Source organism: Saccharobesus litoralis (assembly GCF_003063625.1).
GTDB classification, from domain to species: Bacteria; Pseudomonadota; Gammaproteobacteria; order Enterobacterales; family Alteromonadaceae; genus Saccharobesus; species Saccharobesus litoralis.
The window spans coordinates 24,532-49,845 of the sequence record NZ_CP026605.1; the positions used below are offsets into that span (position 1 = coordinate 24,532).

A 25,314-nucleotide genomic window follows, 5' to 3' on the forward strand; every position below is an offset into this window, starting at 1 on the left:
ATTCAGGTAAAAGAGTAAGAGTGTGTGTTTAATTTATTGAATAAACCAACAGGTTATTTAAGCCGACTTTTGTACTTAACAATGTCAGCGCTATCGACCTCTGGCCATGCCTTGTCACTCCATGTGACATCAACAATTTTCAGTTTTGGCGCGCCGTTATCTTTGGCGTCGTAAGCGTGAAAAACTAACTTAGTTTTACCATCAAATTCATAAATGCTGTTGTGGCCCAAGCCAAACCAATTTTCGTCGCCTTGTAACACTATGCTACCGCCACCTTCGGCCATGGATTTACCGGATTTGTCCAGATAAGGGCCGGTTAGTGTTTTAGAGCGGCCAACAACCACTTTGTAAGTACTCTCAACACCACGGCAACAGAAGTCCCATGAGACAAACTGGTAGTAATATTGACCGCGTTTAATAATGAATGGCGCTTCAATTGCACCTGGGTAGGCCAAGGCATCATCCACATAAATAGAACGATCGCGCTTAGCAGTGCTGTGCCAAATTTGCGGCTCTGCCAATTTAGTTAACGAAGCATCTAACTTCACTAACTTAATACCAGACCAAAAAGAGCCGAACGACATCCAAGTATCCCCTTGCTCATCGGCAATAATGGCGGGATCGATGGCGTTCCATAAATCACGGTGCGGGACTGATTGCACAATCGGCCCGTGATCAACCCATTTAAAATCTTGCGAGGCAGGATCCAATGTTTTGTTGGTCACCACACCTATCGCTGAGGTGTTTTTGCCAAACGCAGAGATAGAGTAGTAAAGATAAAATTGACCATTGGCTTGATAAATGTCCGGCGCCCACATATGACCATCAAACTCAGGCACCATTTGGTTTGTCCATGTCGGCACCGTTTTAAACACGGCGCCGTGTGATTGCCAATTAACCATATCAGTTGATTCGTAAAAGCTAACACCTGGGCCTGTGGTAAATAAATAATACTTATCACCCACTTGCGTCATCACAGGATCATGAGCGATCACTTCTTGCGCTTGTGACTGAGCTGTCACACTGACTAAAGTAATCAATAACAGTGACCATAGCCATCTAAACTGCATACTGGTTTTCATCGTAAACTCCGCATCAACTCTTTATCTACGCCGGTTTATAGCGCCTGTTTGTATGTGAACAAACAGCAAGTATTAATCTGTTGTTAAAAATAATAGCACAACTCGAAAGAAATGCTATAGTATTACGATATAACTTTTAAAGTTTTTTTAACAAAGGTAATAGCGAGGCCAACTATGAGATGTGTTCAGTCATTATTTCAGCGTTTTTATCACACTAGCAGAATAGCCATTTTAGGCTTAAGCACTACACTTGCAGGGTGTAACATGATGAACAATAATCAAACACAAGAGGAAGCAATCAGCATGACGTACAATAACCCGCTTGTGGAACAACGAGCCGATCCTTGGATCCATAAAGATACAGACAACATGTATTACTTTATTGGCAGTGCACCTGAGTTTGATCGCATTGTACTGCGCGGCGCGGACAGCATTAACGGTTTAAGCAGCGCACCAGAAAAAGTAATTTGGACTAAGCATGAGTCAGGCCCAATGAGTAAGCATATTTGGGCACCAGAAATACATAAAATCGATGGTAAATGGTATGTGTATTTTGCCGCATCGCGCGCCGAAGACATTTGGCACATCAGCATGTATGCATTATCAAACGATTCAGCCAATCCGCTTGAAGGCGAATGGAAAGAAGAAGGTCAAGTTGACAGCGGCTGGGAAAATTTCGCACTGGATGCAACTCAATTTGCCCACAATGGCAAGCGCTATATGATTTGGGCGCAATCAAATAAAGAGCGCACTTATAACACGGCATTATGGATGGCTGAAATGACCAGCCCAACTTCAATTGATACATCTAACGTTATTGTATTAACTGAGCCAGAGCTAGACTGGGAAACCATTGGCTATAAAGTAAATGAAGGCCCTGCGGTGCTTATTCGCAATGGCAAAGTATTTGTCACTTATTCTGCCAGTGCCACCGATCATAATTACGCAATAGGGTTATTATGGGCCGATGAAAATGCGGATTTAATGGATCCAGCTTCGTGGAATAAATCACCAAAACCTGTGTTTAGCACCAACGAGTCATTAAAACGCTATGGCCCAGGCCATAATGGCTTTACGGTTGCTGAAGATGGCAAAACAGATTTATTAATTTACCATGCGCGTTCGTATCGTGACTTAATTGGTGATCCTTTGTCTGATCCTAACCGTCATGCACGTATCAGAAAAATCACGTGGGATGAAAATGGATTCCCTGATTTTGGTCAGGATTTAGACGATTAAATAATGATTTTGCTGGGGGTGGACTCCACCCTACAAACAAATTTACGTTTTGGTGGGGGTGAACCCCACCCTACAGACAAATTTACGTTTTGGTGGGGGTGAACCCCACCCTACAGGCAAATTTACGTTTTGGTGGGGGTGAACCCCACCCTACAGACAAATTTACGTTTTGGTGGGGGTGAACCCCACCCTACAAACAAATATACGTATTTGCTGGGGATGAACCCCACCCTATAAACAGATATACGTTTTGCTGGGGATGAACCCCACCCTACAAACAAATATACGTATTTGGTGGGGGTGAACCCCACCCTACAAACAAATTTACATTTTGGTGGGGGTGAACCCCACCCTACAAACAAATATACGTATTTGGTGGGGGTGAACCCCACCCTACAAATAAATATACGTTTTGGTGAGGGTGAACCCCACCCTACAGACAAATATACATTTTTGCTGGGAGTGGATCCCAGCCACATTCAAAATACCCCGCTGCACTCATACGCATTCTTTGCTTCGTATCTAAAAAAATACTATCATAAGAGAAAATCAAGTCAGGGTTTTCGACATCTATGTTAGACAATAAAAGAACAGTCAATAAGCGCAGTTTATACGGTCAGGTAGCAGTTACCTTAGGCGAGCGGATTGTCAGCGGACATTACGCCCAAGGCACCAATCTACCACAAGAAGCCAAAATAATGGAAGAGTTCAGTATTTCGCGCACCGCTTTGCGTGAAGCGTTTAAACTGCTTTCAGCTAAAGGCCTAATCGAATCTAAACCGAAAACCGGTACTAAAGTCAGTTTAAAAAAATACTGGAACATGCTGGATGCCGATGTACTAAATTGGTGTTTTGAAACCAGTGGTGGCAAACAAGTATTAGAAGACTTATTCCAATTACGCCAAGCCATTGAGCCGCGTGCCGCCATGCTAGCTGCTAAAAATGGTTCGCAAGAAGCCATTGATAAAATTGAAGCCGCTTACAATCGCATGGAAAAAGCACAATACGGCACAAATGAAACCTTACTGTCCGACGTTGAATTTCATCAATCGATTCTAACGGCATCTGGTAATACACTAATGGATTCGTTTGGCACTATGTTAGCGGAAGCCTTATATCGTTCATTTGATATAACCACGCACCGTGGTGAAGAATACTGGCAAGCATCGTTGCCTATGCACAAAGCGGTTTATCTTGGTATTAAAGCCCGCAGCCCTGAACGCGCACATTTTGAAATGATGTCACTGTTAAACGTGACAGATGAAGGGGCGAAACAAACGTTTTAATTAAGACTCAATTAACGTTTCAAACGACAAGGCGCTTTTTAACTAGCGCCTTAGCTAAGCGACTTTCGTGCCTTTGTAATAGGCGATAACGCTTCATGATCATGCCTACCATAATATGAAATACCGCAGGTACTATGGCAAATAGAATTAAAATGCCTTGGGTCGTTGCCGGTTGCAATCCAACATCAGCCGATTGATAACCAAAATAGCCTAATCCTAAACCCACTAAGGCACCTGATAAGCCAATGGCTATCTTCTGACTCATGGAAATTAAACAATACGACGCACCAACAATGCGTGTGCCTTGCACTTGTTCGCCATAATCAACCGCATCGGCTATTGCAGCCCAAAAAACCGGAGCATGTAGATCCACCACAAAACTCAAGATAAAAAACAGAACAAATGCCAACCACACCCATTCAGGTGATACTAAAACGAACATGGCTAAACTCACCAAACCGGCTAACAGCTGACTTTTATAAAACAGTTTAATTTTTGAATAACGTTTAGTGATCCAAGTTGACGCCATCATAGCCAAAATGGACGCACTCACATTGGTCACCAAAAACAAAGATTGGCCTAAAGAAGATAAATCTAAATAGTATTTAGCAAAATAAATTGCCATAGCACCGCGCATCATAAAGCCCATGGTGCTAACCACACAGCTCATTGCCAGTAACATTAATAAACGGTTACGTACGACAAGTTTAAACTGCTGCAAAAGATTAATTTGAATATTGGCAAAGCTAATGCGCTCTTTAACCGTTGCAAAGCAAAAACATAAACACAAAGCGGCGACACACGCCATAAACGCCATCACCCACTGATAACCGGACTGTAAATTACCCTGCATCCAACTAGACGTGGTAATAATGGGCACACATATCACAACAATTAATGCCGCTAATTTCGCTAAAAATAAACGAAAGCCACTGGCTGATAAGCGCTCGTTTCTATCTGCTGTCATCACACCTAAAATGGAAATATAAGGAATCGTGATCGCGGTAAACATTAACGAGAAAAAGCCATAACTCGCGTAAGCCCAAATCAGCTTACCCGTGTAAGACAAATCAGGCGTGGTAAAGGTCAGGACAATAGATATAGCAAACGGAATGGCTAACAGTACAAAGTAATGACGATAACGTCCCCAACGCGTTTGCCAGTTATCAGTTAAAAAACCCATAATAGGTGTTAGCAAGGCGTCAACAATTCGCACTGCAACAAACATAAAGCCTAAATCGACAGGATCAAGTTGATAGATATCCGTATAAAAGTAGGTGATCAACAACATCATGGAGGCGTATGCGACATTAATAGCAAAATCGCCAGCCCCATAGCCGATTTTTTCGCGGGTTTGCAATTCGCCAGCAGACGAGCCGTGTTCGACTTTCATATTTTCGCTGCGCCTCCTGATATTACAAATCACAATAATAAAATGATATTACTTTTTAAAGTATAAACAGTCACGTAATTTTTACGAATTAATTTTTATAATAATGATAAAAATTGCGGGGCGGTTTTATACTGCCCAATGGGTATATCAAATGAGATCGAGTTAGTGGGGATAAACCCCACCCTACAACATAGGAACAGCGCTTTGGTGGGGGTAAACCCCACACCCACACAAAAAGGCAATAAACCGCTATTGGCGTAACAAGCGCACACCATAAATTCCACCGGCCACTGAACCGGCATCGGCTTTAAACATTAACCGGTACTGCCCTTGGCTATTCGCCACTAAAGCACTTGGAATAGGGTAATCAACATCAACAAATTTATTGCCCTTGTCACCCTTAAGCGCGACGCTGGCAATTTTGATATCGTTCAACCAAATCGAGAAATTACGATGATTGTCTAAACCAAAATAACTAATTCGTAATACTTTTGCTTGTTGCTGTTTATCATTAAGTAAATAGCTAAACCATTTGTGCGCATGTCGCCAATGACGCCCCATATGCACACCCGCTTCTGAATGTTCACCTTGATAAAAGTGGTCTGATTCTGGTTGCTGTTCACCCGGTGCAACTTTATCAATAGTGATGGCATCAAGCTGGGCTTGCTTTGCCGCTTCACGTGCGGCACGATCCCTAAACAAGGCTAAGTCTTGCTTGCTGGTATTTGGCCAATACACTTGATAGCGCGCATCATGCAATTGATAAAAAGGGATTAAATACAAAGGATCATTTAGCGGATTAGATAATTGCTGTTCCGCTAAAAAGGTCAATGGTTGCCCCGCTACCGGTTTTAATTGTTCTACAAAACCTTGAGCATCATCCAAAATAACAGGTAACGCCTCAGGCGGACACATTTGGCCATTGGCGATATGCCCCATGCGACTGTCATCAGCCACAAAGTTTAATTGCTCATTAGGGAACGGATTAACCTTAGCAGCTAACACCAAAGGGCCATGAACAATAGCGTAATGGTCAACATTGCCCGGCATTGGCTCAGCTTTGGTTTGCATAGGCAAAGCAAAATCAACTACATCGCCATTATGCCAATGGCGCTCAATTGTCACATAACCTTTAGTTAGCGCAATTGACTGAACACTTTTGCCATTAACCTTAACTTGTAAAAGATTGCCTTTTAACCACGTTGGCTGGCGAATTTTTAAGGTAAATTGCCCACTACCGTTAATTTTTAATGACGATGAATCTTGCTGAGGAAACGCCGTGATCTGTTCAATACTCACCCCTAGCGTATCAAACTGTGCTTTTGCTGGCACAAACAAGTTAACCAACACATCATTGTTACTACCTAGCGCGAATACTAGTTCAGCATATTTACTGTGATTTTCGATACCCGACCCAACACAGCACCACATAGCTTGATGCACGTCAGAATAAACTCGATAGTGGCCAGGGCGCATAGAGGTAAAATACACCAAGCCACCATGTTCAGGGTGTTGCGAAGCCAAAATATGGTTATACATTGCCCGCTCGTAGTAGTCTAAATAACGTTGTTCTTGGGTTTGTAAAAACAACATTTTAGAAAGCTTAAGCATGTTGTAAGTATTGCAGGTTTCAGGACCTTCGGCATCCGTTACCATGGCATGAAAATCATCCAAGCCATGGAAGTGCTCTTTAACACTATTACCGCCAATGGCGGTACTTCTGTGATTAACAACCCTATCCCAAAAAAACTCAGCAGCTTGCTGCCACTCTGTATTTCCGGTCATTTCTGCCACGCGTTGAAAACCAATAATTTTCGGGATTTGCGTGTTGGCATGTAAGCCCGACAACTTGTCTTGTTGTTTGAGTAAAGGATCTAAAATACTGCGCTGCGAAAAGGATTTAGCTAAACGCAAGTAAGCCTTATCACCACTGATCGCATACATATCGACTAGCACCTCGTTCATGCCGCCGTATTCGGTGATCAACATGGTTTGAATTTGCGCTTCTGACAAGTTTTGGGTTAAATCTTTTAACCACTGGCCATAATTAATCAACAAGGTTTTCGCTTTTGCCAAACCCGCAATTTGATAGGCATCGCGTAAACCGGCAAACATTTTGTGCAAGTTATACCAAGGAACCCAGCGTTTGTTCATGGAGAACAAGTCGGCTTGAATATCGCCTTTTGCCACTTGTTGCCACATGGCTGCGCCGTCAGGAATACCGCCCAAATAACCGTTGCCATTAGCACGTTGCGCGCGCTCTAATTGCTGCAGCATATAATGCAAGCGCTCAAGCATACGCGCATCACTTGTCGCGGCATAAGCCAAACTTAAGGCCGTTAAATAATGGCCACCAATATGGCCATCTAAACCTGTGTTTTCCCAATTACCGTAACTAGCCGTTTTAATGGGTAACCCGGCTTCGCGTAAATAAGGCGCAAGTAGTTTATCGGGCTCTAACGCCAATAAGTAATCGAGGTTAGTGGTTTGCGCATGATGAAAATCACCGCCGGTTAGCTGTACTTTATGCAAAGGTAACGTCGTTAAACGACTTGCCCACGCTGGCGTGATAGCAAGCGCGACGATCAGCAAACACAATAAACTGACTTGCTTCATATTAACCTACCCGCTCACTAAATCTTCAAGATCAGCCGGTGTGCCAAATACAGGCTCACCTTGGGCATTCCAAGTGATCTTTTTAACAAAAGTATGACGATCTGGATTCCATAGCGGATCACCTTCAATTTCGGTGTAATTACGCGCATGAAACACCAACATATCGTGCTGACCACATTCAGATTTAGTAAAACTGTTATGCCCAGGACCGAACATTTTCGCCTCGCTAACCGTTTTAAATACAGGCGACTCAGTTTTTACCCAGTTAGCGGGTTCAAGTAAATCGGCATTCTCATCTATGCTCAATAAACCCATGCAGTAGTTTTCATCTGTCGCGCTGGCGGAGTAGCTAACAAAAATTTTACCATTGCCTTTCAGTACTGCAGGCCCTTCATTCACCCAAAAACCACGGATTTCCCAATCGAATTCAGGTTTACTGATCAAAACAGGTTTACCGCTAATTTCAGTAGGCGAAGCCATAGGTGCAATATACAAGTTTGAATTACCTGTGATCTCGTTCTCTTTTTGCGCCCATAAGTAATATAGTATACCTTTATGATAAAAAACCGTGGCATCTAAGCAGAAAGAATCGATACCTGTATCGATTTTTCCAACAAACTGCCAATCGCCAGTTGTCGGATCTGCATCGTCGCAACGCAACACATACATACGATGTTGGAACAAGCCATCGACAATCTCGCGGCTAGGAGCTGCTGCAAAATAAACGTACCAACTGCCGTCAACAAAATGTAATTCAGGCGCCCAGATCAACTCTGAATACTCACCTGTATCTGGCTTACACCAAGCAATACTCGGCTCGGCGTGTTTTAATTCAGCAATTGAGCGCGCTTTGCGGATCTCAATACAATCATAAGCAGGCACAGACGCCGTAAAATAATAATAGCCATCACTGTGCTTGAAAATGAAAGGATCAGCACGTTGTTCGATAAGTGGCTTAACTAAACTCATAAATACTCCAAAAATCACGCGATAAACTAAATAATCTCGCGCTTGTTAAGCTGGTGATTGATTCGATAAAGTTTTTAATTCCGGCTTTAAGCCTTCATAGTAGTCATCTGTGATCACATATTTATACATAATGAAACCAACCAAAGTATGGAAAGCACCTGGGATCACACACAACATTAAGGCAATGCCATACAAGGCTTGCGCGGTTTGTTGTTGGTCAGCTTGGTAGCCATAAAAAGCTAATAAAGTGCCAACTAACCAACCTGCGATCCCCATTCCGGCTTTTTGAAAAAACGTAATACCGCCATAGGCAATACCTGAAACTCGGTTGTTATTTTTGACCTCGCCATAGTCAACCGCTTCGGCGATAGCCGACCAAAACACAGGGGCATGTAAATCAACCACAAACGACAAAGCAAAATACAAAATAAGCGCTAAAACAAAGTCTCCAGGTTGCACGGCAAAAAACATCAGCACACTGATTGCGCCAACGGCTATTTGGCTAAAGCGGAACAATTTAACCTTGCAGTAAGACTTAGTAATATAGGTAGAAGCAACCATAGCTAAAATAGCTGCCCCAACTGAAATAGATAAAAACAACGACTGGAATTGCGCATCGCCACCTAAATAATACTTGGCGTAATACAAGGCAACGGCCGAGCGTACCGCGTAACCTATGGTGCCTAACAAACAAACACTGGCTAAAATCAGCCACTGATCATTGCGCATAAGTATTTTGATTTGTTGCAACAAGCTACGGTTATCAACCTGATGAGCAATACGCTCTTTAGTCGTTGCAAAACAAAACAACAACAGCGCCGTACCAATAAAGGCCATTAACCCCATAGCGGCTTGATAACCGGCTGCGGTATCACCCTGCCAAAACTCAGCATTGGCTAATAGCGGCACAACAATGGTCACTAAAAAGGCAGCAATTTTCGCACAAAACAAACGATAGCCATTGGCCGACAGGCGCTCTTTCGGATCATCCGTTAACACGCCAATTAATGAAATATAAGGAATTGTGACCCCAGTAAACATAATGGTAACGAAAATATAGGTCGCATAAGCCCAGACTAATTTCATGTTGTAATCGAAATCTGGTGTGCTAAAAGTCAAAAATACTGACAGGCCAAATGGCACCGACAAAAATAAGAAATACGGACGATAGCGCCCCCAACGGGTTTTAGTATGATCGGTAGCCAGCCCCATTAAAGGATCAGTAACCGCATCAAGCAATCGCACCACTAATAGCATGGTGGCTAAGTCTTCAGGCTTTAAGCCAAATACATCTGTGTAGAAAAAGGTCATGATCAAAAACATGGACGAAATCACCACATTGACCGACATGTCTCCGGCACCAAAGCCGATTTTTTCTAACTTGGTTAATTTAATTGAGCTCATTATTACTCTCTTTTCACCTAAAAAATGCGTCCTTGCCATCAGCACACACGATGATTGTCCTTAAGAAGAAACCACCACTTTTAAAACTAATCTAAAATTGACAGATCGCCATATTGATTAAGATAACATACCCTTTTAACAATTTAAACATATCGTAATACTTTTTAAATTATTTGTTTAAAAATAGCGGTTTTTTAGAAAAAATAGTTTACATATGCAAACTCCGAATCTATAAATACATATAGTATTACTAATAACCGATATTTTTAGCAAAACAGTTGAGTTTGATTATGAAACTACTTAAAAAAGCATCCCTAATAGCTGCACTCGCATTTACTAGTGTCGTCAGTGCCAAAAATCCATTATTTGACAATGTCTTTACGGCCGATCCCGCAGCCATGGTGCACGATGGCAAAGTTTACCTTTATACCGGTCACGACGAATCGCCTAGCAACAATGTATTTTTCCAAATGCATGACTGGCTACTATTCACCAGTGAAGACATGGTCAACTGGCAACAGCATGGCCCTATTATGCGCGCCGATGATTTTAAATGGGCCAAAGGCGATGCTTGGGCAGCGCATATGGTTGAGCGCAATGGCAAATTTTACTTTTACACGACAGTGCGCCATAAAGACGACAAACCTGGCTTTGCGGTTGGTGTAGCGGTTGCTGATACCCCATATGGCCCGTTTAAAGACGCCCGAGGCAGCGCGTTAATTACAGATGATATGACCAAGCACACGCCAAACGACTGGGATGATATTGATCCGGCGATCCATATTGAAGAGAATGGCGACGTTTATATGTTTTTTGGTAACTTAATGCCGAAATACGTCAAGCTTAAAGACAATATGATTGAGCTAGATGGTGAAATAAAAACTATCGACCTACCAAACTTTACCGAAGCATTATGGGTACATAAAAAAGACGATAACTACTATGTAACCTATGCTTGTGAATTCCCAGAAAAAATCTGTTATTCAATGAGTAAAAGCATTCATGGCCCATGGGTGTATAAAGGAATATTGAACGAATTAGCTGGCAACAGTGAAACTAATCACCAATCGGTCATTAGCTTTAAAGGAAAAGACTACTTTTTCTACCACACTGGCTCATTACCCCCTAAACCTGGCCAAGAAGCCGGCGGCCGTTTCCGCCGCTCTGTTGCAGTAGAAGAAATGCACTACAACCCAGACGGGTCAATTCAGCGCATTCATATGACTACCGAAGGCGTAACCGAGCCAGCAAAATAATTTTTTACTGGTAACCTGACCAACAAGGCTTGCATGTAATTTGATGCAAGCCTTTTTTAATTCGTAAAGCTAATATTTGGTATAGCTAGTTTCTCCTCAGCACTTCATCTGAACCCCAATAAAAACCTTTGTAGGTTGCGCCTTTAGGCCAATGGGTACGCTATACGACTCAGTTAAACTTGCCTTATCGGGCGTATCAATTGTTGGGTTGGTATTTGCCTATTATTACCTCATGTTTCAAACACCTTAAAGATACACAGACAAATACAACCCGCGTTACATTCGAATCAAGGTTTGCGCTGGTTAAGTCCGTGTTAGCGCAAACATCGGTGTTATGCAGATAAATCAGCACCTACAGGGATAAAGCTGCCCCTATGCCTGTTTAACAAAACCACAATAAAAACCTTTGTAGGTTGCGCCTTTAGGCCAATGGGTACGCTAAACAACACAGCTAAACCTGCCTTATCGGGCGTATCAATTGTTGGGTTGGTATTTGCCTATTATTACGTCATGTTCAAGCCTGTGAGATAAACAGACAAGAACAACCCGTGTAACATTCCAACAAAGGTTTGCGCTGGTTAAGTCCGTGTTAGCGCAAACATCGGTGTTATGCAGATAAATCTGCACCTACAGAGGTAATTATTGGTATGACTTTACATTCTTTTACGACACCACTTCTCAAAATTGACCTTAAGATTATTAGTGCATAAAATAACAATTATCACGTCCTAAGACGTTTTGGAGTCATTATGGTTGATATCAAAGCTACATTAACTGCTCGTAAAATTGCATTAAAGAAATCAAAACTAAAGTCAGGTTCTATCCAGCAGCCTGAAATTACAAAAGATTCAATTAGAACTTCTCTAAAATCTGCTGGCATTCTAAATGCAAAAGGGCAAGTTGTAACTTTAGTTAAAGTTGCTTGAAACCTGAATGTATGTTTCACCGAATCTTGTCGTAGGTTTTCACGGCTGTGACAGAAAGATCTTTAACTCTGTTGTCAAAGAAGGTGGTCATCTAGAATCCAGCGAGAATACCTATGATTGCCTCGGACATGGTAAGTATTTCTGGGAAGGAAGTTACGAACGAGCGCTTACTTGGGCAAAATCAAGCGACAAAATACAAGACCCTGCCGTAATAGGGGCATTTATTAAGCTTGGCAACTGTATTGACCTGCTAGATACAGAAGACTTATCAAAAGTTAAAGATACTTATGAAATTCTTTGCCTTGAATTCGATGCTCTTGGCCAAAAGTTACCGAAAAACAAAGTTCGCGTGGGTGATATTAGTTTTGTCAGGGAACTAGATTGCAAAGTTATTCTTAGGCTACAACAGCTAAACAATGAAGCGATTGCATCAGACCTTGAACTACCCGACATAAAAGGCCAAAACCTAAGAAAGGTACAAAATCACCCAGAATTTATAGATTCAGTTCGTGGAATGTTTCCTGAGGGTGGTGAATTGTATTCTGGCGCTGGTTTTAGAGATAGCAATCACATTCAGCTTTGTGTTGTTAATCCCAATTGTATTGTAGGGTACTTCGACCCTATCAGGCCAAATCCTTGGTTTAAGAAAGTCTAGGGCGTGTTGACGCCCTAATAAGAGTAAACATTAAAATTTTAACGTGAATACCCTTTATCTCTAAACCATTTTTAACTAATACTTAAACCAAGTATTCTTAACGTTGGCATATTGATGCAAAGCAAGTATCGATTTGTCTTTGCCCATACCTGACTGTTTAATACCGCCAAATGGGGCGGTTGCATCATCTTCACCCCAAGAATTAACATGCACGCTGCCGGCTTTGAGTTGATGCGCAACCCGATGCGCGCTTGAAAAATCATCGCTCCAGACACCCGCAGCTAAACCAAATATTGTATCGTTAGCCACAGCTACTGCTTCCTGTTCCGATGCCACTTTAATAATGGACAGTACCGGACCGAAAACTTCTTCGCGGGCAATTGTCATATCATTGCTAACATTGGTCAGAATAGTCGGTGCATAATAAGCGCCACCTGATACGGTATTTAACACTTTGCCGCCGACCAGTAACTCTGCGCCTTGCTCTATTGCCTGATCCACATAAGCTTGCACCCGAGATAAGTGTGCAATGCTATGTGAGGCACCCACTCGGCTGGTAATATCTAATGGATCTGCCGGTTGATAAATCTGTGCTTGCTCAAGAAGCAGTGGAATAAACTCATCAGCAATTTCGCTATCAATAATCAAACGCGACGCCGCAGAGCAAATTTGTCCTTGATTAAAAAACAAATGCCTTGCCAACGTTTGCGCCGCAAAAGGTAACTGGCGACAGCTTTTCAGCACAACAAATGGGCTTTTACCGCCACACTCTAAAGCAAGACGTTTCATATTCGATTGGCCTGCGTACTGCATGATTTTTTTACCGGTTTCTGTTGAGCCAGTAAAAAAGATCCCATCAATATCCATATGTAATGCCAACGCTTGGCCTGTACTACCGTCACCCGGTAACACATTAAACACACCAGGTGGAATACCTGCCTCAATCGCTAATTCAGCCAATTTAATCGCCGAGTAACAAGAACGATCTCCTGGCTTTAATATCACCGAATTACCCATTGCCAACGCGGGGCCAATTTTCCACGCGGCCATTATCATGGGGTAATTAAACGGCACAATACAAGTAACCACTCCCAATGGCTCATGCGTCACAGTTCCCATAGCGCCATCGCGTGCCGGTGAGCTGTAATCAAACACCTTATCTAACGCTTGGGCGTACCAACGTATACTTTCCGCACAAACTGGAATATCGTCATTCACTAAGTTTTCAATGCACTTGCCCATTTCTAAGCAGTCCATCAGCGCAAGCTCGGTGGTCGCAGCATCAATTAAGTCAGCAAACTTCAACAGTATTTTACGCCGCTGGCTAAAATCCAAACCACTCCAGCGCTTATCTTCAAACGCAGCACGGGCAACACTCACCGCGTGATCAACATCCGCTTGGCTGCCTATACCAACACTTGGCAAAGCACGGCCATCGACTGGACTCACTTTTTCAATTTGACGTGCAGACGTCACAGGGTAGGCATGGCCATCAATAACAGCCGTGGTATTGGGGTTAAAATCAGCCGCTAGCTGATGCCAGTTTGTGTTGTGCATGCGTATCTCTTTAAGAACTGAGCTTTTAATCGTCTTTTAAGTATTACTCATAATTGCCATTTTGAAAGGTGCCAGCCATTACTGGTTAAAGTACAGGTATGCACCTCACAAAAAAGATTACCGTAACACAAAGCTCTTTTTAATATTATTTTAATACTATAAAATAGTTTTCGAGATAGTAAAACCGCTTTATTGTCTCCTCATGACTAGAAATAAAACCAAAGCCACCGGTGGCAAATTTGCACCACCGGCACGGCTTTTTTATGAGTGTTTAAAGCCCACTCACATCACTTGTCGAAACATCGCAACTTGGGCTATTCCAAGCTTCACCATATTTAGTTGAAGAACTGCCTTTTTGCACGCCTTGATACTCTTCACATACCGGCGGATTACCTGAACCGTAATTTTTAATACGTAAGTTACGTATGGTCGCTTTATCGCCATAGTTACTGTTCACTCCAGCAATTGAGCCTATATCTGCGTCTATATTCACGTTTTCAATAATCAAATTGCGCGGGCCTCCGTTATTTGTGCAATTTCCGCATGAGCGCCATAGCTTGCCATGTTGACCATAAGCGGTAAAACCGCCAGTCACTATTGTGGTGCTATTTTTAGAGTTGTGCTGAAAAATTTTGTCAGGGTTGCCACCATAACCTGAGGTCGAGTTATACGCCGAGCCGCCCACTATGGTCATCGTTCCGCCTTCAGACTTGTTAGTCGCAGCATCTTCACATATATCATTCCATGTCACATCTGCTAATGTGCAGTTGCCACCGTTACAATGAATACCATCCGCACCACCTGACGCAGAAAGCTTAACATTACGCACTGACGAATTATACAAACTGATCACAGCGCCTTGGCTTTCGTCATCTCCACTACAACTCAAACCTATAGTCTTACCACCACAATCAACAAAAGTATGCAGCAACGATGCGCCCGCATAACATTCGCTGCTATCGCCTACCCGTAAAAAAGACCAAAGCTGACCAGCCCCACCCCAATACGAATACAGGCGAGCATCGGCTCCGGCATACATACTCATGCCCCATAGATCAATCGCTTTACCACTGAATTTAGAGATCATAGAAAAATGGCCGTCACCACGATCATCGATCCACCATCTTTGATTATCACCACCTAGGTAATCCCATTGGCGTAACTCTGCGCCATCGCCAGCGTTCCACTCCCATACATCCAGAGATTTACCGCTGTTTACATTAACAATTGAGTAAGTGCCGTCACCTAACGCCGTTACATCAAATTGTTGATTGCCATAACCTAAGGTATTCCAAGTCATGACATTAGCACCATTTTCTGTACTGAAGTTTTCAACATCCAGCGCATTACCATTGTGTTTAGAAACAATAACGTAGCGCCCAGACGATAGCGCCGCCAATGATTGACAGCTATATAAAATTAGAAACAGCGTAATGAATTTTTTAAACATAGTTTTCCCTTTGAAATAAGTTATTTTTCTTTCATGTTATGTAATGGACAAGACGCCCATCTTTTTGATCGTCACTAGCAAAAGCCAAGCTATTTACCTAATGATCAGCTTAATAATCAGAGATGATCATTTGCGATATTATCGTATTACTAAATAAAGTAAAACGACTTATATTAGGCGATTTAAAACTAATTTAACAATAAATATACATACCATATAACAATAAAAGCTATTTTATCGCCAGCCCAGATATTACGGCTGTTTGCCACTCGTCATCGCTAATTAACAACAAAAATGAGTGTTTAATTGGATTGACGAGTTGGCAAAGACAAATATACTTATTTGCGATGTCAACGCTTATTGCTGTTAAACAATAGTCAAAGCGATCAGCATCCTTGTTGTTACTTAAGGTACAAATCAAACAAATTTGCCACCGATAGCAATATAAAAAAAATAGAAACATAGACAAAGTAAAAAGCGAATAAAACACAATCAAAAACCAATAAATATTTCAAAGGAAACAATAATGAAAACCAGAAATTTATTTAAGTTAGCCACACTCAGCGGCGTTATGATGTCGGCACTTTACGCTAGTTCTACCATGGCTAGCGGCTTTCACACGCAAAATGGTGGCACAACAGGTGGCGCTGGTGGCCAAGTGGTTTATGCCACAACCGGTACTCAAATCCATGAAGCCTTATGTAACCGCGCTTCGAGTGACACACCTATCATTATTCACGTTGAAGGCACAATCAACCACGGCAATACCAGCAAGGTATCTGGCGATAGCTGTAATACCGCAGCCGATAAAATTGAAATTAAAGAAGTCAGTAATATTTCGATTATTGGGGTGGGCAACGGTGCTTTATTCGATCAGTTAGGTATTCATTTACGCGCAGCATCTAATATTATTATTCAAAACGTACATGTTCGAAACGTCAAAAAATCCGGTTCGCCTATTTCTAATGGCGGCGATGCTATCGGTATGGAAAGCGATGTTTTTAATGTATGGGTTGATCACGCAACGTTGGAAGCCAGTGGTGGTGAAAGCGCTGGCTACGATGCCCTATTTGACATGAAAGCCAATACAAAATACGTAACCCTGTCTTACAGTATTTTACGTAATTCAGGACGCGGCGGTTTAGTCGGCTCTAGCGACAGCGACGACAGCAATGGCCCAGTGACTTTCCACCACAACTTATATCAGAACATTGACTCTCGTACCCCATTACTGCGTCATGCCACCGCTCATGCTTATAACAACCATTATGTCAGTATTAATGAGTCTGGCATGAACCCTAGAATTGGCGGCGAGATGCGTGCCGAAAATAATTACTTTGAAGATTCTAAAGACGTGCTAGGTACGTTTTACACCAATGATATGGGCTACTGGCAAGTTTCAGGCAATATTTGGGACAATATTACATGGACAGACGACGCTAGCAAAAATCACCCAGCAGGCCCTAACCCAACTTCAACCACTTCGGTTAGCATTCCTTACAGCTATAGTTTAGATAACGCATCCTGCGTACCTAACATTGTTGCCGCCACAGCGGGCGCTAACAAGGGACTATTAACATCTGACGGTAGTTGCGGTACTACTGGTGGCGGTAACGACGGTTCAGGCAGTTCAAACAATGGTACAGTGAATGGCACTTACCGTATCACCCCTGTGCACAGTGGCAGCGCGCTAGACGTGGATTATTGTGGCAATACCAACGGCACCAACATTCACCAGTGGGGTTGGTTAAATAACGATTGTCAAAAATTCAATATCTCATCTGTGGATGGTATATGGCACCGTATTTCACCCGTTGTAGCACCAACTTTAGGCTTTGATGTTGACTCGTTATCGACTAGTGCCGGCGCGAACATTATGCTTTGGGACTACTGGGGCGGCGCGAATCAACAATTTAGATTCCAAAGCGCGGGTTCAGGTAAATGGCGCATCATCAACCGCAATAGTGAGTTATGTTTAGATGTTGCTGGAAACTCAGCCAATGCCGGTGCTAACTTGCATCAATGGACTTGTATTTCAGGCGCAGAAAATCAAATGTTTGAATTAACCCGCCAGTAAACAAACCGTTTGATATTAAACAGGGGCGATCTCACGCCCCTGTTTTTTTAGTCTGTGATTACTTTGTTATTATTATGTTATTCAGTAATTGGATAATAACTCAATGTTGCTGGCTTTAACCCTTGGCCGGTTACACGAATGTTGACGGCAGAACTGGATTGGTTCGATTGGATAACAGCCAGTAATTTACCACGAAAAGTCCGGCGTTTATTTTGCTTAAAACTCTCATTCGAACGGGGATCGGCATTGCCTAATGCCAGTAACTTAGCTCCGCCAGTTACACTTACCGTCAATGTTTGGTCATATTGCCAAAAATAGACAGGATTGCCCGACTGATCTAACAATTGAATTGGCACATAGCTAATATCATAGCCATCCGCCTTTAATGCTTTAGGTTCAGGTGAAATGGCAATTTGTTGTGGCTTTTCACTGCTGGTTAACGTCCAAGTTGCCTGCAGTTTTTTATCCTTGTCGTACCCTTTCGCCACTAATTGCCCAGGTTGATAAGTAACAGCGAATTTTGCTGTTAGCTGATCGTGTTCAGTTAAATATTTTGACGCTATCACTTGATTATTCAACACTAATTCAACGTACGGATGCTGTGTAAAAACTGACACGTTAAGCTTTTTGCCCTCAAAACCAGGCCATGTCCAATTTGGATGAATATCGGCATAGGTCCAATTTAAGTACCAATCCGCTTTAGGCTCAGGCTGTAAAGATAAGGTCGGCGACTCAACAAACATTGATATAGAATGTTGACCGGTTTGCCACAACACATCTCGATAGTATGCGGCGGGGCGTTTGTTGCCTAGCGCATCAATATCACCGCAATATGCCAGTGTCCAAGGGTAATCTGCTAGCCCTTGCCATTCGGGCGCGTAACCTGTCCAGCCGATAGAAGCTTCCCCTAAATAATCCCAGCCTGTCCAGACAAAGTCGCCAATTACAAATGGCTTATCTTTAACAAACTGCCAGTATTCATAAGCTTGATTAGGATAAGTTTCAGAGCCATACATGATTTGACTATAACCTTTAGCAAAATCATGTTGATAATTATGTGGCTGATAGTTGTAGCCAACCACATCAAACTGCGGCAATAACATTTTACCCGCATCACCCGAAATATTAGCGCCAATCGTAAAAGGACGCGACGTATCGAAACGTTTAGCATAGGCAATCAATTTAGCGGCGGTATCACGCCCTAACTCATTCCACTGCTCGGGAATTTCATTACCTAAACTCCACATGATGACACTCGGATGATTACGATCACGCTGCACAAAGCGTTTAAGATCGTGCTGCCATTCTTGTTGGAACACGGCAGCATAGCCATTTACGTGATCCCACTTTTTTTCATTCCAGCTATCAAATACCTCATTGATCACTAACAATCCATGCCGATCCGCCGCATCAAGAAAAGCACTAGACGGCGGGTTATGCGCACTGCGAACTGCATTGTAACCTGCAGCTAATATACGCTTAACCTTGCGTTCTTCCGCCACAGGATGCGCGGCTGCGCCAAGTAGATAATTATCATGATGAATATTCATACCTTTTAGCAGCATGGGCTGCTTGTTTAACAAAAAGCCTGTTTGGCTATTAAAGTCTAAAGTCCGAATACCGAAGGTCGTGGTTAAGCTGTCAACTGGCTTCTTGCCTAAGTATAGCGTTTGCTTTAATTGGTACAGATGAGGATCACTTGGCTGCCAGCGCTGCGGTTTATCAATCTGCACAGTCTTGGTCAGTTGAGTCGTTTTTGCTTTATCTAACGCAATATTGCGCTGCTCGCTCGCTATTAACCGTTCACCAATGTAAATCTGACTTTTCAAGCTTATCGATTTGGCTAGATCATTATTATGACGAAAATGCGCTTCAGCCTGCCTTGACCACGCCAACTCGTTAGCTATGTGCAATGTTGCTCGATGACTATCAGCTTGTTGAGTAACCACGGTAGCCGTATTCGGTACAAAATAAACATGACCATGTTGGCTTAATGTCACTTGGCGATAGATCCCTGAACCACTATACCAACGGCTATTTTTCTCTGGGTTATGCACCCTTACCGCCAACACATTGTTTTTATTTGCAACAATATAAGGCGTAATATCGACAGAAAACCCCGTATAACCATAGGTTTGTTGATAAGCTAATTGACCATTCACAAACACTTGCGGTTGCATATACACCCCATCAAAGTGCACAAAATACTGCTGTTCGGCATTCAATGGTGGCAGGTGCTTACGGTACCAACCAACTCCCCCAACACTGTAACCCGTATCGTATTTATCTTGTGATTGCGCTGAGAATGGGCTGGTCGTACCGGGTATGTCTTCAATCGACCAATCATGAGGAATAGATAATTGTCGCCATTGACTGTCGTCAAAATTAGCTAAAGCAAATGCCGGATTATCGCCGAGTTGAAAACGCCAATCGACATTAAGCGGTTGGCTTGCCAGCAAAGGACAAGATCCAATAATCAATAAAAAATGAAACCGTAAAATAATACGCAGCAACTTGGTTAACATATCAACACCCATCGATAACAAAAACACAGGGTAACAAAATTACCCTAAAAGGCAATTTAAATACCTTTGTTTTAATTAGCAACCGCTCACCCGTTAACATAATCTATTAAACTTACACTCGATTTGCGGATGTAAAACCCTGCCACCAAAATAGGGTTGTATAATAGGGCTGGCTTTATGCTAGCTAATCCAGTGTATTAAATTAGCGCTCGAATTACGGGTATAAAACCTTCCCTACAAAGTACACAGCTTTAGATATCAAGCTGCTTTTTACGTTGCTCAAATACCTTCAATATCTCGTTTGCTGTCGATTTTGTAAGCCCAGCATTAGAAAAAATTGCCTGAGCATTGCTCAGAACAGCTAATATCTCATCAGCCATTTGTCGCACAGCTTTTAATTTAATTCCGGCATGTCTTGCCATGACATCCAAGCTGTTTTTCGAAGGTACTACACCGTTACCGTCAAACGAAGTCATATGTTGTCCATATGGTGAAGGTGAATAGATAACGTCATAAAATGGAGATAGTGTCCAATCGCCGTTGTCTGAACATAAAAACGCAAAATTCTTTGCGTGATCATCTTGGTTACTAATAAGGTAATTAAATAGCGCACGTTTAATTAACTTTTCAGCCTCTTTAGCGCCGCACATCACTTGTGTCGCTTTTACCAAGTCGACATAGTCGAGCGAAGGTTCTCGAAAAGGTGCATCTAACAGGCCACTTGCAGAAATCATGTGAAGTCGGCCATTGCTATTACTTCCAACACAATCAAACCTATCTTGACGCAACCAATATCGGCCGCTCCCTGCATCAAACAAGTCAAATACAGGTGTTTCGATGCCACAGGCATTGGCTAATTGCATGCAACAGAATTCAACAAGGCTTTCCTCGTGCTTCAAATCGAATTTTTCAGAAGTCAGCTTGATAATGCAATGCTTGCCAACAGCGTCTCTTTTAGTGGTATAAGTTCCATCCGCCAGTATTGTCGCGTTTATTTTTGGTCTGGCACCACCAGAGCCACCGGCATTCATTAGATGCTCAACAAATTCCGTTTCAACACCTTCAAATTCTTCTACCGCTTGTTGACCGAGTTTTTGGATCGTATAACTTTGTTCAAACTCTTGCTCTGTAAGATGAAGTTCAGGCTCATAGTAAAGCGCGCCTAAACAATTACTTCCAATGTATGACAAACGCTCCAACTGAGACACAGTCTTCGGATTGATGTCGTTTTTACGAAAAATCCGATCCATCAAGTACAAGCCCCAGCCGTCGGGTAAGCTATCGGCAAACACGCCATGTAATTTCTTATGCGGTGTTAGTGGTGCTTTTTGAAGGCCGTCATTAAATTCAAGAGTAAAAGGCGCAATAGAAGTGGCATAGTGCTCAAGGTAATGTTCATTGTATTGAAAAAAGATACCTTGGTTATTTTCTGCGAGCTCACCAATATTAATCGATGAGCCATCAGATAGACGTCGTTTTACTAAAAGCTTATGGTTTAGCATGTGACTTTAAAACCTCATCAATACTCTTGGGTGATACTTCCAATTCAGTGAGCAATTTCACTTTTTTGAGTTGCGCCACTGCCGCATATAACATGAGAAACTGCCTAAGAGATATTTCGCCTGTCGCTTCAAACTTACGGATGGTGCTATCTGGTACGCCAGACTTGTCGACCAAAGCCTTCACACTCAATTTTTTTTGCTTACGCATCTGCCGAATAAACTGACTTAGCTCTAGTTGTAAGTCAAAAGGGGTATAAATATCTAACATAGCCACCTCTATATAATTGCTACAATAATAGCATATCAAGGTTATAAATCGACACTTTTGCTACAATGATAGCAATTTAGTTACTCATGGATTGTCTTGTAGAAATGACTCCATGCTAGCTAACCCTGTGTATTAAACTGGCACTCGATTTGCGGGTGTAAAACCCTGCCTACAAGATACGAACACAAACTGTGATAACTGATCGTTAAACGCTAAACACAAAAAAGCCGATCTAGGATCGGCTTTTTCAACAGGTTTAAATGTTACTCAGGATTAGAATGAGTATTTCATACCAAAACCAAATAAGCGTGAATAAACAGCTGAACCAAAGTTAAAGGTATTCTCGTTACCTTCACCATAATAATCTTGGTATTTGTCGTCTAATATGTTTCGCGCATCAATTGAGATAGATAGGTTTTCATTAACATCATAGTTAAATTGAAAATCTAAACTTTGCTCAGGTCGCTTCCAAAACTGTCTTGGGTTAGCAAACGATGCCCCTTCAAGTCCAGAGAAAAACTCTTCACGCCAAACATAAGATAAACGCACATCAAAGTTACCTTTATCGTAAATACCCACAACGCTGTACGAGCTATCTGAAACACCTGACATATTGGTTTCAATGACGCGTGCAACAGAGCCATCTGCGTTAAAGTCTTTCGTTTGTTGCGAAGATTCTAATGCAGTGTAGCTAGCTTGTACGCCTAACCCATCTAATACATCGGGTAAATCAGTTGGGAAGTAAATTAACCCGACCTCGACACCTGATAACTCACCATTTGATGCATTAACTGGCGCACCTAAGATGAAATCAATTTCTTCTTCACGGGTTTCACTATACCTGCGAACCGTTTTTGAACCGCCAATAACTAAGCCTTCAACTTCACGTTTGAATACCGCACCGTATAGTGAACTTCCCTCGGAAAAGTACCACTCTAAGGATACGTCATAGTTAGACGATGTCGTCGGTTGTAGATCAGGGTTACCACCATTACCAGTACCGTATGATACACCCTCAGTTAACGGCTCAAACCAAAACTGCAGTGGGCTTAAGTCAGCATAATTCGGCATACGTAACGTTTCGGTATAAGCGACACGCGCTTGAACATCGGCAGTCACATTCCAGTTTAATGAGAAGCTAGGCATAAACTCTTTCGCTTCTGCCTGACCTGTTGCATATTCACCTTCGAAGTTCCAGAATTGCATATCTTGCTCATAGCTCACATAACGTGCGCCAATTTCACCGGTAATGTCATCACCCAAACGGTATTTAACCGTGGCATAGGCCGCTGAAGCCGTTTCATCAATATCCATGGTCGTAATTTCAGCTTCACGCTCATAACCTAAAATATTGCGAACACGATCAGCATTATCCAACATGTATAAACCATTCGCAGAAACAAAGCTGTCAAACGTATCGGCTCGACCAAACATATAATTGTCTACACGATAAAAGTAGTCAGATACTGTGCCATTAGCACCGGCATCAACTAATGCTTCAGCAAACTCAACCGCTGTCATCGCACTTGGCGTTGCACTTTGCTCACGGCCATAGTTTTGCGCACCACGTTGCTCTGCTTTAATACCGAATTTAATATATTCAATATTATCGAAATCCGGTGTCCACTCTGTATCTAACGTAAACGTTAATGCATCACCTTTATTACCGCCGCTATTGTCGTAAAGCGTACCCGCATTCCAGTTAGCAAACTCAGCGAGGTCAGATTCGTCAACACTTGTCGATGGGTCATCCCAAAATGAAATACCGACCACACCATCTTTGTCGTTAAAATCAATATCTAAACCATAAGCCTGGCGATCAAAGCGTTGTGCAAAAAACTCGCTATGAAATTCACTGGTTTGATGGATCAACTCAGCTTTAACCACTAACTCATCACTAGGTGCCCATTTAGTCCCAAACGCCACTAAATAGCTATCGGTTTTACCTGTCGATGCATCACCTGATTGGAAGCCATTTGGCGCGTACACTTGACGCTCTTTAACAATGTTAGTGCCTGCAAATACAGTCGGTGTGTCAATTTTCACATTACCGTTGTTACCATCACTTTCAAAAGTGTTGGTAAACCACATTGAGTTTTGAAGCTCTTGACGATAACCCGTATAAAAACCTTCAAGTAAAAACTCTAACTCGTCACTTGGCGCAAACTGTAATGACACACTGGCACCGGTACGCTCACGAGTGGCTTCACCAACACGACCGAAAGCCGCATCGCGCCCTAACAAATATTCAACTTGCTCGTCACCCACAGTTAATGTTGAGCCAGCAGCAGAAGGTAAACCTTCGGTTAAACCCGAGGTCCAGTAACCTAATGCTGAACCGAAGTTCATAATTTTATAAGGTTGATGATTTGATGGTGGGTTAGCCGTAAAAAATGGAAATGCCGCACCCGCAATAATATCGTCATCTCGAAAAACCTTTTCAACATAAGAAAGGTTAACCAAGGCACCAAATTCACCAAAGTCAGTTTCCCAGCGGTTACTGGTTAATGCACTTAAATTGGTGTCGATATCTTCCGCTTGGTCATCATAAGTACCACGAGCGGCTAATACCACTTTAGAGCCATCAAAGTTAAAGGGTCTGTGGGTTTTAACGTCGATTGAACCGGCAATACCACGCTCGTTTTGACTGGCTGAACGGGTTTTATACACATCAACCGTCGACAATAAACTGGCTGGAATGTCTTGTAAGGCAACCGCTCGGCCTGAACCTGTAAATACATCACGACCGTTAACTGTGGTATGAACATCATTTAAACCACGAATTGAAATTTCGCTAATTTCACCGCCGCCGCGACCGGTAACCTGAACACCTGTTACCCGTTGTAGTGCTTCAACTACGTTGTTATCTGGGAACTTACCTATATCTTCAGCCACGATGGAATCGACAATTTGCTCGGCAAAGCGCTTGTTGTTTAAGGCTTTGTTTAAGCTGCCACGTATACCTGAAATTTGAATCACTTCGACTTCTTCGTCAGCCTCGCTAGCATCAGCTTCTGCTGCTATTGCTTGTTGGCTGGCTAAAGCAATTGCCGTCGCCACGGCACTATTAATTAATGAACGTTTAAACATAATTTTGATCCTGAATTCT

The 25,314-nt window shown here is 42.5% G+C and carries 17 protein-coding genes; 6 read left to right on the forward strand and 11 right to left on the reverse strand.

The features are described 5' to 3' along the window. Positions 1-53: 53 nt before the first annotated feature. On the reverse strand, positions 54-1,082 hold the full coding sequence (locus tag C2869_RS21795) for an arabinan endo-1,5-alpha-L-arabinosidase (RefSeq protein WP_108605177.1): 1,029 nt from the start codon (positions 1,080-1,082) through the stop codon (positions 54-56). A gap of 264 nt (positions 1,083-1,346) precedes the next feature. Between C2869_RS21795 and C2869_RS21800 the strand changes: the two genes are divergently transcribed. Next, complete coding sequence (locus tag C2869_RS21800) at positions 1,347-2,321, forward strand: glycoside hydrolase family 43 protein (protein WP_228710859.1); 975 nt, start codon at positions 1,347-1,349, stop codon at positions 2,319-2,321. Positions 2,322-2,893: 572 nt separating this feature from the next. Then, the gene (locus C2869_RS21805) at positions 2,894-3,607 is read left to right on the forward strand and encodes a FadR/GntR family transcriptional regulator (RefSeq protein ID WP_108605179.1); all 714 of its coding nucleotides are present in this window, start codon (positions 2,894-2,896) and stop codon (positions 3,605-3,607) included. 19 nt (positions 3,608-3,626) lie between these two features. Here the strand turns inward: C2869_RS21805 and C2869_RS21810 are convergent, their stop codons facing one another. The 4 genes from C2869_RS21810 to C2869_RS21825 all read right to left on the reverse strand — a co-directional run bounded on the left by C2869_RS21810 (position 3,627) and on the right by C2869_RS21825 (position 9,989). After that, complete coding sequence (locus C2869_RS21810; RefSeq protein WP_108605180.1) at positions 3,627-5,000, reverse strand: MFS transporter; 1,374 nt, start codon at positions 4,998-5,000, stop codon at positions 3,627-3,629. A 249-nt stretch (positions 5,001-5,249) separates the two neighbouring features. Then, positions 5,250-7,616, reverse strand: coding sequence for a glycoside hydrolase family 127 protein (locus C2869_RS21815; protein ID WP_108605181.1), 2,367 nt, complete (start codon positions 7,614-7,616; stop codon positions 5,250-5,252). A gap of 6 nt (positions 7,617-7,622) precedes the next feature. Beyond that, a complete protein-coding gene (locus tag C2869_RS21820) occupies positions 7,623-8,585 on the reverse strand; it encodes a glycoside hydrolase family 43 protein (protein ID WP_108605182.1) in 963 nt (320 codons plus the stop codon). A 45-nt stretch (positions 8,586-8,630) separates the two neighbouring features. Next, positions 8,631-9,989, reverse strand: a complete 1,359-nt coding sequence (locus tag C2869_RS21825) for an MFS transporter (protein ID WP_108605183.1) — start codon at positions 9,987-9,989, stop codon at positions 8,631-8,633. Between the two features lie 290 nt (positions 9,990-10,279). Between C2869_RS21825 and C2869_RS21830 the strand changes: the two genes are divergently transcribed. The 3 genes from C2869_RS21830 (at position 10,280) to C2869_RS21835 (ending at position 12,826) form a co-directional block, all read left to right on the forward strand. Next, entirely contained in the window at positions 10,280-11,245 is a 966-nt protein-coding gene (locus tag C2869_RS21830; RefSeq protein WP_108605184.1) for a glycoside hydrolase family 43 protein, read from the forward strand. A gap of 749 nt (positions 11,246-11,994) precedes the next feature. Next, positions 11,995-12,171: a hypothetical protein gene (locus C2869_RS22530; RefSeq protein ID WP_159084281.1), complete on the forward strand. Its 177-nt coding sequence runs from the start codon at positions 11,995-11,997 to the stop codon at positions 12,169-12,171. Positions 12,172-12,178: 7 nt separating this feature from the next. After that, entirely contained in the window at positions 12,179-12,826 is a 648-nt protein-coding gene (locus C2869_RS21835) for a hypothetical protein (RefSeq protein WP_108605185.1), read from the forward strand. Positions 12,827-12,901: 75 nt separating this feature from the next. Here C2869_RS21835 and C2869_RS21840 read toward each other — a convergent pair whose 3' ends face one another. Together C2869_RS21840 and C2869_RS21845 are read right to left on the reverse strand one after the other, a co-directional pair. Further along, positions 12,902-14,383: an aldehyde dehydrogenase family protein gene (locus tag C2869_RS21840; RefSeq protein WP_108605186.1), complete on the reverse strand. Its 1,482-nt coding sequence runs from the start codon at positions 14,381-14,383 to the stop codon at positions 12,902-12,904. Positions 14,384-14,654: 271 nt separating this feature from the next. Next, positions 14,655-15,833, reverse strand: a complete 1,179-nt coding sequence (locus tag C2869_RS21845) for a pectate lyase (RefSeq protein WP_108605187.1) — start codon at positions 15,831-15,833, stop codon at positions 14,655-14,657. Between the two features lie 571 nt (positions 15,834-16,404). Here C2869_RS21845 and C2869_RS21850 point away from each other — a divergent pair. After that, positions 16,405-17,910: a pectate lyase family protein gene (locus C2869_RS21850; RefSeq protein WP_456238817.1), complete on the forward strand. Its 1,506-nt coding sequence runs from the start codon at positions 16,405-16,407 to the stop codon at positions 17,908-17,910. Positions 17,911-17,987: 77 nt separating this feature from the next. Here the strand turns inward: C2869_RS21850 and C2869_RS21855 are convergent, their stop codons facing one another. The 4 genes from C2869_RS21855 to C2869_RS21870 all read right to left on the reverse strand — a co-directional run bounded on the left by C2869_RS21855 (position 17,988) and on the right by C2869_RS21870 (position 25,295). Beyond that, positions 17,988-20,435 (reverse strand): glycoside hydrolase family 2 TIM barrel-domain containing protein, encoded by a 2,448-nt coding sequence (locus C2869_RS21855; protein ID WP_159084282.1) that lies wholly within the window; start codon positions 20,433-20,435, stop codon positions 17,988-17,990. Between the two features lie 251 nt (positions 20,436-20,686). Continuing rightward, positions 20,687-21,937: a type II toxin-antitoxin system HipA family toxin gene (locus tag C2869_RS21860; RefSeq protein WP_108605190.1), complete on the reverse strand. Its 1,251-nt coding sequence runs from the start codon at positions 21,935-21,937 to the stop codon at positions 20,687-20,689. After that, positions 21,924-22,205: a helix-turn-helix domain-containing protein gene (locus C2869_RS21865; protein ID WP_108605191.1), complete on the reverse strand. Its 282-nt coding sequence runs from the start codon at positions 22,203-22,205 to the stop codon at positions 21,924-21,926. Before C2869_RS21865 ends, C2869_RS21860 begins: the two co-directional genes overlap by 14 nt. A 273-nt stretch (positions 22,206-22,478) precedes the next feature. Then, the gene (locus C2869_RS21870; protein WP_108605192.1) at positions 22,479-25,295 is read right to left on the reverse strand and encodes a TonB-dependent receptor; all 2,817 of its coding nucleotides are present in this window, start codon (positions 25,293-25,295) and stop codon (positions 22,479-22,481) included. Positions 25,296-25,314 lie beyond the last annotated feature (19 nt).

What these genes read in the sequence shown, in the direction of transcription:
- C2869_RS21795 (WP_108605177.1), bottom strand. Translation starts at nt 1,082, where the DNA reads ATGAAAACCAGTATGCAGTTTAGATGGCTATGGTCACTGTTATTGATT.
- C2869_RS21800 (WP_228710859.1), top strand. Translation starts at nt 1,347, where the DNA reads ATGATGAACAATAATCAAACACAAGAGGAAGCAATCAGCATGACGTAC.
- C2869_RS21805 (WP_108605179.1), top strand. Translation starts at nt 2,894, where the DNA reads ATGTTAGACAATAAAAGAACAGTCAATAAGCGCAGTTTATACGGTCAG.
- C2869_RS21810 (WP_108605180.1), bottom strand. Translation starts at nt 5,000, where the DNA reads ATGAAAGTCGAACACGGCTCGTCTGCTGGCGAATTGCAAACCCGCGAA.
- C2869_RS21815 (WP_108605181.1), bottom strand. Translation starts at nt 7,616, where the DNA reads ATGAAGCAAGTCAGTTTATTGTGTTTGCTGATCGTCGCGCTTGCTATC.
- C2869_RS21820 (WP_108605182.1), bottom strand. Translation starts at nt 8,585, where the DNA reads ATGAGTTTAGTTAAGCCACTTATCGAACAACGTGCTGATCCTTTCATT.
- C2869_RS21825 (WP_108605183.1), bottom strand. Translation starts at nt 9,989, where the DNA reads ATGAGCTCAATTAAATTAACCAAGTTAGAAAAAATCGGCTTTGGTGCC.
- C2869_RS21830 (WP_108605184.1), top strand. Translation starts at nt 10,280, where the DNA reads ATGAAACTACTTAAAAAAGCATCCCTAATAGCTGCACTCGCATTTACT.
- C2869_RS22530 (WP_159084281.1), top strand. Translation starts at nt 11,995, where the DNA reads ATGGTTGATATCAAAGCTACATTAACTGCTCGTAAAATTGCATTAAAG.
- C2869_RS21835 (WP_108605185.1), top strand. Translation starts at nt 12,179, where the DNA reads ATGTATGTTTCACCGAATCTTGTCGTAGGTTTTCACGGCTGTGACAGA.
- C2869_RS21840 (WP_108605186.1), bottom strand. Translation starts at nt 14,383, where the DNA reads ATGCACAACACAAACTGGCATCAGCTAGCGGCTGATTTTAACCCCAAT.
- C2869_RS21845 (WP_108605187.1), bottom strand. Translation starts at nt 15,833, where the DNA reads ATGTTTAAAAAATTCATTACGCTGTTTCTAATTTTATATAGCTGTCAA.
- C2869_RS21850 (WP_456238817.1), top strand. Translation starts at nt 16,405, where the DNA reads ATGATGTCGGCACTTTACGCTAGTTCTACCATGGCTAGCGGCTTTCAC.
- C2869_RS21855 (WP_159084282.1), bottom strand. Translation starts at nt 20,435, where the DNA reads ATGTTAACCAAGTTGCTGCGTATTATTTTACGGTTTCATTTTTTATTG.
- C2869_RS21860 (WP_108605190.1), bottom strand. Translation starts at nt 21,937, where the DNA reads ATGCTAAACCATAAGCTTTTAGTAAAACGACGTCTATCTGATGGCTCA.
- C2869_RS21865 (WP_108605191.1), bottom strand. Translation starts at nt 22,205, where the DNA reads ATGTTAGATATTTATACCCCTTTTGACTTACAACTAGAGCTAAGTCAG.
- C2869_RS21870 (WP_108605192.1), bottom strand. Translation starts at nt 25,295, where the DNA reads ATGTTTAAACGTTCATTAATTAATAGTGCCGTGGCGACGGCAATTGCT.